This window comes from Dictyobacter aurantiacus, from assembly GCF_003967515.1.
Taxonomy (GTDB): domain Bacteria; phylum Chloroflexota; class Ktedonobacteria; order Ktedonobacterales; family Ktedonobacteraceae; genus Dictyobacter; species Dictyobacter aurantiacus.
Genome location: NZ_BIFQ01000001.1, coordinates 2,619,579 through 2,633,975, shown reverse-complemented (window position 1 = coordinate 2,633,975; position 14,397 = coordinate 2,619,579). Strand labels below are relative to the sequence as shown.

Below are 14,397 nucleotides of genomic sequence, written 5' to 3'. Positions count from 1 at the left end.
AGTGGGCATGGTGTGTTGATAAATATCCGTGTGGGATCTTTTGAGTGTCTTCAGTCTGGCAAGTGAGATGAAATGGTTGTGGTTTGGGGCCGTCTGGATATATGGATGAAATAATTAGCAGACTGGCTGTGTTATAGACATATGGCACTAGCAATAGTGAATTTTGAAAGGAAGTTACTGAAGATGACAATCAAGAATAAGCAGGTTTTGCTCGCTAACCGTCCCCATGGTTGGGTGCAGGAGAGCGATTTCAATATTGTGGAGACGGATGTGCCCGCCATAAAAGATGGGGAAGTGCTGGTAAAAAATCTCTACCTGTCTCTCGATCCTTATATGCGTGGACGCATGAACGAGGGCAAGTCGTATGCAGCCAGCATGCAGATTAATGATGTGATGGTTGGTGGAACCGTAGGCGTAGTCGTCGAGTCGAAAAATCCTGCCTTCCAGGTGGATGATAATGTGCTTGGTTACTTTGGCTGGCAGCTGTATGGTATTTCTGATGGCAAGGGTCTGCAGAAGATCAACGTCACAGATCAGATTCCCGTCTCTGCCTATCTGGGTGTGCTGGGTATGCCTGGTCTGACCGCCTGGGTTGGTTTGATCAGTATCGGTCAGCCGAAGGCCGGTGAGACTGTGGTAGTGTCGGCGGCTTCAGGCGCGGTCGGCAGTGTGGTTGGTCAGCTGGCCAAGGCACGTGGTTGCCGCGTAGTTGGTATCGCGGGCGGCAAGACAAAATGCGAGTATGTGGTCAAAGAACTGGGTTTTGACTCCTGTGTTGATTATAAGGCCGGACACCTGGTTGAGGATCTGACCGCCGCGACTCCCGATGGTATTGACGTCTACTTCGAGAATGTTGGCGGCGAGATTCTGGAAGCGGTACTCGATCGTTTGAATGCTCATGCGCGCATCCCACTGTGCGGATTTGTTTCTCAGTACAACGCGACCCAGCCACACGCCGTGCGCAACTTTGGTGCCCTCCTGATCAATCGTGTCAAGCTGCAGGGTTTTATCGTTGGTGAGCATGCCGACCTGTTCCCACAGGCCCTTCAGGAGTTGGGGCAGCTGGTCGCCAGCGGCCAACTGAAATATCGCGAGACCATCGCCGAAGGCATTGACGATGCTCCCAGAGCATTCATTGGCATGCTCAAAGGTGAGAATCAGGGTAAACAGCTAGTAAAACTGGCGTAGCATCTCCAACTCTTCAAACAAAAAACGGTGTGGCACAAATCGAGCCTGAGCTCGATTTGTGCCACACCGTTTTTTGTTTATTTATACTTCTTCGGGGGCGGGTTCGCCACAGATGCTGCAGAAGCGGGCATTGGGACGATTCATATGGCCGCAGGGCCACGCTTTGAGCGATAAGGTATTTTGCCCAACGGGTTGCGCACCCGCCGCTGGCCGGGATGGCGATGATCCATTACTGGCGGGAGTGGACGCGGGCGTTGTACCGGGATTGCTGACCGGATCGGGCTGGCTCTTGTCGGCGGCCGCAGTCGTTGATGCCATGGCCGACTGTTTGGGAGCCGCGGCAGCTCCCTTTTTCTGTCTGCCCTTTGGACGCATACGGAGCGCGGTCATAAAGAGGACGCCCATCAGTAAGAGTAGTACCAGAACCGAGATAACTGTCAGGGCGATGGCCTGCCAGGTAACGGATGTTTTCGATGTGGTGTGGACTGGTGTGCTGGTTGGCGTCTTCGTCGGGACCACATGTTCATTCTTTGCCTGCTGCTGCGCATAAGTCTGGAAAGGTTGGATAGCCTTGAAGGTTGGATAAGTCTTTTGCAGGTTCGCGAAGTCCTGTTGGGACTGACTCCAATGTCCAGAGCTGGTAGCCGCGTAGGTATTGAATGCCTGGCTCCATTGCGTCTGTTGCTTGCCTGGTTTAGTGTCCAGATTAAGGGCTTTAATCATATTCTGGGCACTGCTGCTGGCCTGCAGAAAACTCGTCCCGTTCTGCGCACCAGTGGTATTGATGCGACCAAAACTAACGATGCCAACTATATTGCCATTGTTGTCCAGAGCAGGTCCACCACTATCACCCTGCTCTACATTGCCCCCAACCTGGATCAATGGAGCACCTTTATCATTAGTCTTGAGCGAACTCACATAGATCTGGTTGAGGGAAGATGTCAACAGGCTATCGGGAGCCTTACTGACATCAGCGTTACCAGGGAAACCAATGATCGTCAGCTTATCCTGAGGATGTACATTGGTTGAATCGCTTAGTGGAACGCTCAGTGTATCGGTCAGCGGTACATGGATGATAGCCGTATCTTGCTGATCGAAAGGACTCTCCTTCTCAATTCTATCGGCATTGACGCCGACTCCGGTCGGCAGGCTCTTAAAATCGGGTGCGTTTGTCTGACCCGTATAGGCTGTACTCAAAAATACCGAACTACTGGGTGACTGGTATGTAGGGGTAGACTTTAACTGTCCACTGTTCAACTGCTGAACTACCTGGTCGCTGGTAAGCGAGGTCGCGCCCTTCTGATTGGTATTGAGATAATTAGCGATATCCTGGGCGGCTCGCGTATACAGAGCCGAAGACAGTTCCTGATTTTTGGGTGGGCTCACAACATGATCGGCGGTCAGAATATCACCATGCGAGCTTATAAATGTACCTGTGCCCGATAGATCTATCTCATACGTACCATTGCTCTGCTGGGGAAAAGTCACATCCTTTGAAGACGAAACATGAACCGATAATTGCGCAGGGATGGCTGTAATGATGCGCACAACGGCTGGCTGCGCGATATCTACCGCCCGCACAGTTGGATCGGAGACCGTTCCGCCCGGCATGCTGTCCGCGTATGCGCGCGGACTGGAGGCGCAAAGAGCACAGAGTATCCCCACTATCAGCAGCAGATAGCTCAGGGGATGACGATTGGTCAACGAAACATTCTTTTGATGCATATATTTATTCCATCTCTACATATATGTAGAGGTCGCTGTGGTTTTATGGCGCATTATCTCTCTACAGCAAAAATACGTTTTGCGTGTAACAGGGTTGCATGGTATTTTATCAAACTTCGTTTGATGGGTTATTCGCCCGCTACGCGGGCGAGATGAGGAAGGAGAGTGTGGGGACACCCCAAACCCCGGCAGGAGGGCTCGCCGCCCTCCTGCACCACCCGCTACTTGTCCTTTTTCCATTCGGTGGCAAGTAATCCGTAGAAATGCAGATCCACATAGTGATCATAGAGCCATTCAGCCTGCCGAATGATACCCTCATGGGTAAAGCCGAGGCGCTGCGGGACCGCGCAACTGCGGGTATTGCCGGTCGCGCAACGGATCTCTACCTTGTTGAGCCTCAGATCATCAAAGGCATAATCAATAAAAGCGCTACAGGCCTTTGTCATCAGACCATTGCCCTGGAATTGCGCGCCCAGCCAGTAACCAATCTCCACTTTACGATTCATCCAATCGATAGGATGGTAGCTAATGGTACCCGCGATAGCCCCCTTATGACAGATAACGCACGCCACACTCTGATTCTCCTGATACTGGTCCTTAACGGTACGAATATAGGCCAGCTCGTCGGCCACAGACTGTGTATAATCGATCCAGGGGAGCCATTGTCGTAAATATGGGCGGTTGGTATCGATCAGATGAAAAATCTCCTGGGCATCGCTCTCCACAATTGATTTTAGCTCCGTTGTCCGGTCTAGCTTCTTATAAAAAGGTTTTTTTACCATCACAGTTGGTATCCTTTGACCCATTTTTTATGCGATTTGAGGTGTGTACGTACAGAAAATAGCAGTGAATATTTGTCATTATGTTATCACGATAACGGTGTCAGTGGACAGTTAATATTAGTTTTTCCTGAGTTTTTGCCAGAGTTATACTTTTTAGAAACTTTACTATAGTCGAGTTGCGTATTCCTTAGTAGGAATCGAATCCCATTTAGAAAATTATCTAATAACATACAAAAGGGAGCTTAATCATGAAAGCGGGAAAGACCTTTTCTTTCATGTTTCTGTGCATGGTGACCCTTGCCTTATTCATCAGCGCGTGTAGCCAGACGACCACAGGAACAAACACGGGCAATAACAATAAGCCCAGCGACCTCACCGCTCAGCAGGTACTGCAGAAGAGCGCGGACGCCATGAAGAAATTGAAATCATCGCATATCGACGTAAAATCTAACACCAGCGTCCAGGCTGTCGAAGCCAAATCCACCAACAATGGTAAAACTCCTGCGGCGACCAATGTAAACATAGCAATGACAGGCTCCGGTGATCAGGAGGGTCCTGATCAGCAGCAGATGTCGTTGAACGTGAATTCGGCTCAGCAGACTACTAAGCTGGCCGAGGTTGTGAGCGGCAACAAAGTATACATTCAGAATAACCTTGGTAAATGGTATGTGCTGGACAAGCAGCAGATCGCGGGCGTCAACGGCAATATGTTCTCTGGCGTAACCGTTGATCAGAACAGCCTGCTGGGCCTGGTACAGAACGTCAAACTGACCGATCATGGAGATGACACCCAGGCGGGTCCCAGCCTGCGCCACCTGACCGCTTCATTGGATAAAGCGGCGCTGCAGCAGGTGCTCACCCAGAATCCTCAGTTGAAAGGTTCACTGGGTCAGCAAAACATCGACACCATCCTGAAATCGGCCAAGCAGTTTAACGCCGTAGTTGATGTCTGGATCGACGAGAGCAAGTTCTATGTACATCGCACACAGTTAAAACTGGATATCGTCGCCGACACCACAGCGATATCAAACAATAGTCCATCGGCGGCCAAGAGCTCCGCGACCACCGTGGTTGATCTGAGCAAGTTCGACCAGCCGGTCACCATCAAAGTTCCCACCAACGCAACACCGACCAACAATCCCGCGACCGTCTTTGGGCTATCCCAATAATTTATAACCCTCAACAGCTTCTACACGACAAGGGCGCGCTACTTGAAAGAAAGTAGCGCGCCCTTGTCGTGTAATGGTAATTTTACCTTTTTTTTTGATAAGTGGATTGCTATAATACATGAACATCAATTTAAGTTATAGATTCTATACCATTGATGGAGACATTTTGATGTTATTGTCTTTGCCAGCTTTTCAAGATATCATTACCGCTTTATCTTATTCTTTCTGGAATGATAGTATTGAGAAGCAATTATGGAGGTGCAGCCCCTATGGCACAGCCGATGCAAGTATTGCGTCATGAAGAGATTTCCCCCGAAACCATGCAACACGCCAATGCTCATCAGCTTGGAAACGTTCAGGTTGAATACAAGGTTCGCCTGGGCAAAACGCAGATAAGAAGCATTATCGTACTGGTAATTGTTACGCTTATCTTTTTCTTTATCGGTTTTGGCATGTTGTCAGGTGGTGGAGATAGTGCAGTCGGTGCAATTATTTTTTTACTGGTTGCACTGGTGTTCTTCATCTTTACCGGTTACTTTGCCCTGATGCCAGTTATCTATCGATCCTGGCGCGTAGCTATCTGCGCATATGGTTTGTTGTACGTGCGTGGTAGTAAGATCGACGCTTTTCGATGGGATCAGATCAGCGCGTTTTTTATCCAGGTCGTCACTACATACTATAATGGCATTCGCACGGGAACCAGGCACAGATATACCGTACGGGATAGCGATGGTCGTAAAGCCGTCTTCAATGACCGGTTCGCTGACGCTGAAGAGATCGGCAATGCGATTGATTACGAGCTGACGCGCGTGCAACTGCCGATGGCGATCGCAGCCTTCGATGCTGGCCAGTCGCTGCCCTTTGGCAAATTGCAGGTTAGCCAGCAGGGCCTGGCTAAATCCCCACAGCAATGGCTACCCTGGCAAGAGCTAAATGATGTCAACGTGAATCGTGGCACTATCAGTATCAGGAAAAAGGGACAGATGCTGAACTGGTCTACGATCTCGGTCTCACGCATGCCTAATATGCACATCTTCCTGGCCCTGGTCGAGCGGGGCCGCCAGATGCAACGGTCCGCTCCACCTATCTATCCGGGCTACTAGTAGAAAGGACTCTCAAACGATGGCACAATCTCCCTATGCACCATCTGCGGTGGCATCCATCCCAGCGGAAGTACAGCAGATGGCCGCTTACAGTCAGTTAGGCAACTTCAAAAAAGAATATCAACCATCTTTCACCAATCCTCTCGCTATTATAGGTATTCTTATTGGTTCTATCGTGCTCGATATAGCTGTCCTGGTTGCCCTGATCACATTTACCGGCTATCTTTTTTATTATCTACTCATTGTGCCTGTACTGGTTCTGATCTGGGCCATCAACGCGCTTAAGCACTACAACTGGCGCATCTATCTTTTCAACGAGGGCTATATTCACGCGCGTGGTTCTCAACTCGAACTCTTTCGCTGGGATCAGATTCAGGCAGTGTATGTGAATGTGACTCGCAGCCGTTCTAGAGTCAATATGAATTTTCAGGTACGGCGAGGTGATGGCGCGTTATGGAAATATGGGAGTGCCATTAAAGGCCACAGTGAGCTGGGCGCCCAGGTGCAGGAAGCAGTTACCAGGGTCCAGTTACCAAGGGTTATCGAAGCCTTCAATAGTGGAGCCCAGATCCCCTTTGGGCGTCTCAACGTAAATGGGCAAGGCATCAATGATGGCAAAAAGATAATCCCCTGGGACCAGATTGGCACTATCGAAATGAATCAAGGCAAAGTCGCGGTACGCCAGAATGGACGCCTGCTGACGCTGTCCTCGATCAAGGCCTCCGAGGTACCTAATTTTAACCTGCTGATGTCGCTGGTGCAGTACGTAGTTAGCCGACGTCAGCCCCAGGCATATCCGCAGTACTGATCGCCGATACCTACGATATCGATAGATAAAACGGCGCGCTGGCCAACACGGTCTGGCGCGTCGTTTTGATTATATCCGCCAATTTTTTAAGATATGATTATTTAAGGCCAAAAAGGCTTGACAGAGCGGGATAGCTATGGCATAATCATCGAGCTGTCAACAAATGAAACAATCACCTGGCTCGATGAGGCTGGGTGCTCCTGTTCGTTCGCATCAGCCGTGCTACGCTAATGTAGCTCCTCTGAGATCATTATTCTCCTCATGAATTCTATCCGCCGCAGGTTTGCTGCGTCCGTGGGTATGCCAGCCGTTTTCAGCGGCGGTTCCGACCGGGACCGGGGCGAATGACGAGATTTCGGAGCCGCTGAAAAAGTGGTTCTAAAACCGCTTGACAAAGTACAACGGATATGCGATACTACAGCACGTGAGACAAGCAAGCGAAAAAACATCAAGCGCCTGTCTCCTGGCAGAATGAAGGTTCTGCCGATGAAGTACCTTGACAACTGAAGAGTGGAAAGCAGAACAGCAACTGGAACAACAACACACAACGAACCAGTTCCTGTCAATTCGGAGGCTTGATGATCACCATCAAGTATCCATAATAATCTGCGAAACAAGCCAATGTTATGTAACTTGGCCATGATCGCAATTCACATGCAATTGCACATCCGCTCGCTGAGCGCGATGTTCAGATATACAATTGGATGGCGAGTTTGATCCTGGCTCAGGATAAACGCTGGCGGCGTGCCTAACACATGCAAGTCGAACGCCCTGTGCAAACAGGGAGTGGCGGACGGGTGAGCAACACGTGGGTTATCTGCCCTGGGGTGAGGAATACCGGCGAGAAATCGCCGACAATACCGCATAGCTTCGCAAGAAGAAAGCTCGCAAGAGCGCCCGAGGATGAGCCTGCGCTCGATTAGTTGGTTGGTGGGGTAATGGCCTACCAAGACCGCGATCGATAGCTGGTCTGAGAGGACGATCAGCCACACTGGGATTGAGAACGGCCCAGACTCCTACGGGGGGCAGCAGTGAGGAATTTTCGTCAATGGGGGCAACCCTGAACGAGCAACGCCGCGTGCAGGAAGAAGGTTTTCGGATCGTAAACTGCTTTTCTCTGGGACGAGAACGGACGGTACCAGAGGAATCAGCCTCGGCTAACTACGTGCCAGCAGCCGCGGTAATACGTAGGAGGCGAGCGTTGTCCGGAGTTACTGGGCGTAAAGCGCACGCAGGCGGTCAGATTAGTCTGTGGTGACAGTCGTCGGCTCAACTGACGAAGTACTATGGAAACTGTCTGACTTGAGGGCTTCAGAGGGACACGGAATTCCGGGTGGAGTGGTGAAATGCGTAGATATCCGGAGGAACACCAAAGGCGAAGGCAGTGTCCTGGGAAGTACCTGACGCTCAGGTGCGAAAGCTAGGGGAGCGAACAGGATTAGATACCCTGGTAGTCCTAGCCGTAAACGATGACCACTAGACGTTGGGGGTATCGACCCCTTCAGTGTCGTAGTTAACACAATAAGTGGTCCGCCTGGGGAGTACGGTCGCAAGATTAAAACTCAAAGGAATTGACGGGGACCCGCACAAGCAGCGGAGCGTGTGGTTTAATTCGATGCAACGCGAAGAACCTTACCAAGGCTTGACATGAACTTGCACCAGCCGTAACGGGCTGTCCCTTCGGGGCGGGTTCACAGGTGCTGCATGGCTGTCGTCAGCTCGTGTCGTGAGATGTTGGGTTAAGTCCCGCAACGAGCGCAACCCCTGTCGTTAGTTGGATTTTTCTAGCGAAACTGCCGTTATAAGACGGAGGAAGGCGGGGATGACGTCAAGTCAGCACGGCCCTTACGCTTTGGGCGACACACACGCTACAATGGTCAGGACAAAGAGTTGCGAACCCGCGAGGGGGAGCTAATCTCGTCAAACCTGGCCTCAGTTCAGATTGGAGGCTGCAACCCGCCTCCATGAAGTTGGAGTTGCTAGTAACCGTAGGTCAGCACACTACGGTGAATACGTTCCCGGGTCTTGTACACACCGCCCGTCACACCACGAAAGTTGGCAACACTTGAAGCCGCTGGGCTAACCCATCTGGGAGGCAAGCGTCGAGGGTGGGGTCAGTGATTGGGGTGAAGTCGTAACAAGGTAGCCGTACCGGAAGGTGCGGCTGGATCACCTCCTTTCTAGGGAGCTTGGATGAGGGTCATGGATACCATGACGTAACAGACTCATCCCACTTCCAGGTCGACCAGGACATTGGTGATATGGCGTGTTGCCAGAAGCGACGCTGGTTTCCACTCTTGAGCTGTTGGGGTACAACCACCGCAACACGCAACCATGCGCACCAGGGGGTGCAGGGAATGACCGTTTCCATACCAGAGGTATGGGGATGTTTTCCCGGCATTTTTTCCTCTTGCGCACAGCGCACCAGGGGGTGCAGGGGGACGGCAGTCCCCATGCCAGGGGTCTGGGGGTGTCCCCCAGGATCTTCTCCCTCTTCCGCGCGCCGCCGCAGGCGGCAAGCGTGTGGCGAGAGCCACAACAGTGCACCTTCACAACTGAATACCATGTATCTTCAATTTTGCTGAGCGATAAGGTCAGCCAGAGTTGAAGCAGAGGATCGATTTATTCTCGCAAAGAATAAGTCAAAGCATTCATAGACCATGATAAAGAGACGTAGAGAACAAGCTACACAGAGTACGAGGTGGATGCCTTGGCGCTAAAGACCGAAGAAGGACGCGGAGACCGGCGAAACGTTCGGGGGGAGCTGCATACAAGCGATGAACCCCGAGATTCCGAATGAGGCAACTCCTCCAGAGTGATGTCTGGAGACCGCCTGCTGAACACATAGGCAGTGACGGGGGGCAGTGGGTGAACTGAAACATCTCAGTAACCCGACGAAGAGAAATCAACCGAGATTCCCGTAGTAGTGGCGAGCGAACCGGGAGGAGCCCAAACCAATCATCCTTCGGGATGGTCGGGGTTGTAGGACCGACATCAAACAATGACGAACTACTTGAACGCGTTGGAAAGCGCGACCAGAGCGGGTGACAGTCCCGTAAAGGACGGTTTGTTAACGTGGGTCGGGATCCTGAGTACCACGAGACACGTGCAATCTTGTGGGAAGCTGGGGGGACCACCCTCCAAGGCTACACATCTTTAGCGACCGATAGCGAACAAGTACCGTGAGGGAAAGGTGAAAAGCACCCCGAGAGGGGGATGAAAGAGACCCTGAAACCACGTACTCACCAGCAGTCAGAGGCCACTGTTCCAGGAGGAACCAAGGGCTAATGGCGTGCCTTTTGTAGAATGATCCGGCGAGTGCATCGTCGTAGCCTGGTTAACCAGCGCTAAAGCTGGGGAGCCCCAGGGCAACCGAGTCTGAACAGGGCGAACGTTGCGGCGATGCGACCCGAAACCGTGTGAGCTATCCATGAGCAGAGTGAAGCGGATGTGACAGTCCGTCGAGGCTCGCACCCACCAGTGTTGCAAAACTGGGGGATGACTTGTGGATAGGGGAGAAATTCCAATCGAACACGGAGATAGCTGGTTCTCCCCGAAATGTATTGAGGTACAGCTGTATGACACACTATCCTGGAGGTAGAGCTCTGAATGGGCTAGGGGCCTCGTGCAGGTTACCAAACCCAAGCAAACTGCGAATGCCAGGACAGCATGCATGCAAGTGAGACGGCGGGGGCTAAGCTTCGTCGTCAAAAGGGAAACAGCCCAGACCATCGGCTAAGGTCTCCAAGTATCCGCTGAGTGTAAAAGGGGGTCACAACGCCCAAACAGCCAGGATGTTGGCTTAGAAGCAGCCACCATTTAAAGAGTGCGTAATAGCTCACTGGTCGAGTGTCGTGGCACCGACAACGTATCGAGGCTGAAGCGGATTACCGAAGCCATGGAATCCATCGCGAGATGGATTGGTAGGGGAGCGTTCTCAAGCAGAGAAGCCAGACCGCAAGGACTGGTGGAGCGAAGAGAAGTGAGAATGCCGGAATGAGTAGCGTCATGTCTGTGATAACCAGACACACCGAATGCCTGAGGGTTCCTGGGCACCGTCAAACGTCCCAGGGTGAGTCGGGTCCTAAGCCGAGGGCGTCATAGCCGTAGGCGATGGAAAGCAGGTCAGAGATTCCTGCACCGGAGATGCTCGTGATGAGCAATGGGGGGACGCGGTAAGGAAGGTGAGCCCATCGATTGGACAGGATGGGTCTGTGCGTTGAAGTGCGAAGCCGAGGCAAATCCCGGTTTCCTGTGCATGACACGTGCAGCGAGCGGACGTTGGTCCGCGGAAGTCATCGGCCCCTAGGCCGCCAAGAAAAGCCTCTCGCCAGAGTCATCTCCGCCCGTACCGCAAACCGACACTGGTAGGCAGGGGGAACACTCCCCAGGTGATCGAGCGACCCTCTGTTAAGGAACTCGGCAAATTGACCCCGTACCTTCGGAAGAAGGGGTGCCCTAGTAGCGAGACTGGCTTGCCAGGAGCGTGAGGGGGTTGCAAGAAATTGGCTCAACCGACTGTTTACCAAAAACACAGGTCTCTGCGAACGCGAAAGCGGAAGTATAGGGGCTGACTCCTGCCCAGTGCCGGAAGGTTACGAGGAGCGGTGATCGTAGCTGCGAATCTAAGCCCCGGTGAACGGCGGCCGTAACTATAACGGTCCTAAGGTAGCGAAATTCCTTGTCGGGTAAGTTCCGACCCGCACGAAAGGAGTAACGAGTTGAGCACTGTCTCGACAGAGGACTCGGCGAAATTGAAGTACCCGTGAAGATACGGGTTACCCACGACAGGACAAAAAGACCCCGTGGAGCTTTACTACACCTTGACCTCGAAACGAGGCAGAGCGTGCGTAGCATAGGTGGGAGTCGGAGAACCTATCCTTGTGGGGGTGGGGGAGACGGCAATGAAATACCACTCTCGTTGTGTTTTGTTTCTCACACGTCACCGTGAGCCGGGACGTGGACAGGATCAGGCGGGTAGTTTGACTGGGGCGGTCGCCTCCCAAAGCGTAACGGAGGCGCCCAAAGGTTCCCTCAGGGTGGATGGACATCACCCACAAGAGTGTAAAGGCACAAGGGAGCTTGACTGCAAGACGGACAGGTCGAGCAGGGACGAAAGTCGGGCTTAGTGATCCCACATTCCCGAGTGGAAGGAGTGTGGCTCAACGGATAAAAGCTACCCCGGGGATAACAGGCTTATCTTGCCCAAGAGTTCACATCGACGGCAAGGTTTGGCACCTCGATGTCGGCTCGTCGCATCCTGGGGCTGGAGTAGGTCCCAAGGGTTGGGCTGTTCGCCCATGAAAGCGGCACGCGAGCTGGGTTCAGAACGTCGCGAGACAGTTCGGTCTCTATCCGTCGTGGGCGTAGGAGAATTGAGGGGCGTCATCTCCAGTACGAGAGGACCGAGATGGCTCGACCGCTGGTGTGCCAGTTGGCCTGCCCGGGCCAGAGCTGGATAGCTATGTCGAGAAGGGATAAGCGCTGAAAGCATCTAAGCGCGAAGCCGCACCCAAGACGAGTTCTCCCACTCTCTTGAAGAGTCAAGATCCCAGGAAGACGACCTGGTCGATAGACGACACGTGGACACCTGGTAACAGGCGGAGCGAAGTCGCCCTAATGATCGTACGGCTTGTTTCACCATTGTGTATCTTCATCGTGGACGCATGCAGTGCGTGTCCTCTGCTTCAGTCTCTGGCTGACCGATGGCTCGGCAAAATTGAGGATACATGGTATACAGTTGCGTAAGAAAAAAAGACCTTACTTGCGAGAAGTAAGGTCTTTTTTGTTGTATTTTATTATAAGCAAGGCTTCTAGCTTTTCTATTGCTAACATAGCCAGGCGCGAAAAACGAGGTATCTTCATAAAAATGATTGTTGAGCATTAAAAATGCGAAAAGGAGAGCTATATGGATTTTCAACCTCTCTTTGAGTCTCCCATTTTAGAACAAAAGCGGTTGGATCCTGGCTATGCGGGACACATGAACGATGTCTGGCGCATTACTACTCGCGACACAACCTGCGTGATCCGCGTGTTGCGGCCGGAAAAGCTTAGCGGACCCTTCTGGACTGGCTGTTTGGCACTGTTTGGCATTGATCCGACCAATATATTTGACCTGGAGCATATCAATGCCACGCTTAACTCCCTTAGCACCCTCTCAATTCCTCAAATTCTTTCGAAAGGCACGCTGGATGGCAGGGCGTATGTGATGGTTGAGTGCATGGCTGGCTCGCCATTAACGCACTTTGGAGTTCTGTCGGATGCAGCACTGGAGAGATTTGGCCAGCAGCTGGCGCATATCCATGCCCTGCGCTTTCCCTACTATGGCCACCCTACCGGCCGCCAGCGCGGATCATTCTATTTGTTTCATCAGCACCTGGTACAGACTATGGAGGCGCTGGTTGAGCAATATCACGCCGATGACCTCTCGATGAAAGAGGCGCTACAATCGATTTCAGCCAGCGCCCACCAGCTAGCAGATCCTGTTGATGCCTCGCTGATTATGGTGGATATGGACCCCACGCAGCTTCTGGTCAAAGATGGCTATATAGAGGCGCTGGTTGATACCGAGGCATATGCGCTGGGACCACGCGCACTGGACTTTATCGCCCTTGAATATATCCTCTCTCACCGAGAAGCCAATGCGCTGGCGCGTGGATACCGCAGCGTTCTACCCCTGCCAGATCTGACGGCTGTGCGACCTGTTTACCGTTATTTCTATCGTCTATTGGAGATTCAGGGCAGGCCGGATATCGCCAGCTGGCTGGCACATCCGATACTCTTTTGAGGTGGCTTTAATCGGACGCGAGGTCCGAACCTATGGGAAGGTGCGAGGATGTGGGCAACAAAAAACACCCGTGTGGGCGGGTGAGACGGCGACTTCCTATTTTCCCACGCAGTTGCCCACGCAGTATCATCGGGGAGGAAGAGCTTAACTTCCGTGTTCGGGATGGGAACGGGTGTGCCCTCTTCGCTATTGTCACCAGCTCACCTGCACATACAGGTGTTTTTCTGACAGAGGGAATAATACTACAGCCGTGTAGCTTTGTCAACCCCTATTTTCAGGCTTTATTTAAATTGGATGTGAAAAGGCGCGTACGCCCTTTCACATCGTTTTCTACATGACTTTCTATGTCTGTTTGGCGGGCGGGATATGTCACAGCAGTGAGCTTAGCTTACATGTTGCGTGCAACCTGCCAGCAGAGCTTTGAGGCGTTCAGCGTTTTGCGGCTGTGATTTCTTCATCTCCTGTCGCATGAAGAACTCAGCTACTTTGGGAACATTGCCTACCTCTACCGTGAAATGCACGCGGCAGCTTTCTGTGGAGAGGGGCTCAATTCGGTAGCTCTCACGGAAAGGGCTGGCCGCCGCGCTGCCGGTGTCCAGCGTTAATAGCTGGCCAGGTTCATATGCGGTGACGCTCATCGTCTTCTCGCTTTTGAAGCCCGAGAACTTGCCCACTTCAAAGTAGCTGGTCCCCAGCTGCGCTGGACCAGCAGGGGTGACGCGCACCTCAATGATGCCTTTGATCCATTCTGGCCGCGCCTCCAGGTCGCAGAGAAGCGCAAAAACGGAAGCCGGCGAAAAGTTAAGTGTGTCGCTGTATTCGAATAAAGCCATTT

9 protein-coding genes and 3 rRNA genes are annotated in these 14,397 nt (G+C 52.3%); 7 read left to right on the top strand and 5 right to left on the bottom strand.

Annotated features, from left to right (window positions below; genetic code table 11):
* Window positions 1-183 precede the first annotated feature (183 nt).
* The gene (gene curA, locus KTT_RS10660; RefSeq protein WP_126595954.1) at window positions 184-1,188 is read left to right on the top strand and encodes an NADPH-dependent curcumin/dihydrocurcumin reductase; all 1,005 of its coding nucleotides are present in this window, start codon (window positions 184-186) and stop codon (window positions 1,186-1,188) included.
* Window positions 1,189-1,269: 81 nt separating this feature from the next.
* On the opposite strand, the gene KTT_RS10655 is transcribed toward curA, so the two are convergent.
* Window positions 1,270-2,913, bottom strand: a complete 1,644-nt coding sequence (locus tag KTT_RS10655; protein ID WP_126595953.1) for a trypsin-like peptidase domain-containing protein — start codon at window positions 2,911-2,913, stop codon at window positions 1,270-1,272.
* 221 nt (window positions 2,914-3,134) lie between these two features.
* Window positions 3,135-3,695, bottom strand: coding sequence for a GNAT family N-acetyltransferase (locus KTT_RS10650; RefSeq protein ID WP_126595952.1), 561 nt, complete (start codon window positions 3,693-3,695; stop codon window positions 3,135-3,137).
* Window positions 3,696-3,943: 248 nt separating this feature from the next.
* Between KTT_RS10650 and KTT_RS10645 the strand changes: the two genes are divergently transcribed.
* From KTT_RS10645 to KTT_RS10630, 4 genes are all read left to right on the top strand, one after another.
* The gene (locus KTT_RS10645) at window positions 3,944-4,864 is read left to right on the top strand and encodes a DUF6612 family protein (protein ID WP_126595951.1); all 921 of its coding nucleotides are present in this window, start codon (window positions 3,944-3,946) and stop codon (window positions 4,862-4,864) included.
* A gap of 269 nt (window positions 4,865-5,133) precedes the next feature.
* A complete protein-coding gene (locus tag KTT_RS10640; protein ID WP_126595950.1) occupies window positions 5,134-5,967 on the top strand; it encodes a DUF6585 family protein in 834 nt (277 codons plus the stop codon).
* Between the two features lie 19 nt (window positions 5,968-5,986).
* Complete coding sequence (locus KTT_RS10635) at window positions 5,987-6,775, top strand: DUF6585 family protein (RefSeq protein ID WP_126595949.1); 789 nt, start codon at window positions 5,987-5,989, stop codon at window positions 6,773-6,775.
* Between the two features lie 701 nt (window positions 6,776-7,476).
* Window positions 7,477-8,955: ribosomal RNA gene (locus KTT_RS10630) — 16S ribosomal RNA — on the top strand.
* A 20-nt stretch (window positions 8,956-8,975) separates the two neighbouring features.
* Here KTT_RS10630 and KTT_RS10625 read toward each other — a convergent pair.
* Window positions 8,976-9,341 (bottom strand): hypothetical protein, encoded by a 366-nt coding sequence (locus tag KTT_RS10625; RefSeq protein WP_126595948.1) that lies wholly within the window; start codon window positions 9,339-9,341, stop codon window positions 8,976-8,978.
* A gap of 112 nt (window positions 9,342-9,453) precedes the next feature.
* On the opposite strand from KTT_RS10625, the gene KTT_RS10620 reads away from it, so the two are divergent.
* Together KTT_RS10620 and KTT_RS10615 are read left to right on the top strand one after the other, a co-directional pair.
* Window positions 9,454-12,415 (top strand): 23S ribosomal RNA (locus KTT_RS10620).
* 268 nt (window positions 12,416-12,683) lie between these two features.
* On the top strand, window positions 12,684-13,562 hold the full coding sequence (locus KTT_RS10615; protein WP_126595947.1) for a phosphotransferase: 879 nt from the start codon (window positions 12,684-12,686) through the stop codon (window positions 13,560-13,562).
* Window positions 13,563-13,645: 83 nt separating this feature from the next.
* Here the strand turns inward: KTT_RS10615 and rrf are convergent.
* Both rrf and KTT_RS10605 read right to left on the bottom strand, forming a co-directional pair.
* Window positions 13,646-13,762: ribosomal RNA gene (rrf, locus tag KTT_RS10610) — 5S ribosomal RNA — on the bottom strand.
* Window positions 13,763-13,945: 183 nt separating this feature from the next.
* Window positions 13,946-14,395 carry an SRPBCC family protein gene (locus KTT_RS10605; RefSeq protein ID WP_126595946.1) on the bottom strand — a complete coding sequence of 150 codons (450 nt, stop codon included), beginning with the start codon at window positions 14,393-14,395 and terminating at the stop codon, window positions 13,946-13,948.
* Between the last annotated feature and the right edge of the window lie 2 nt (window positions 14,396-14,397).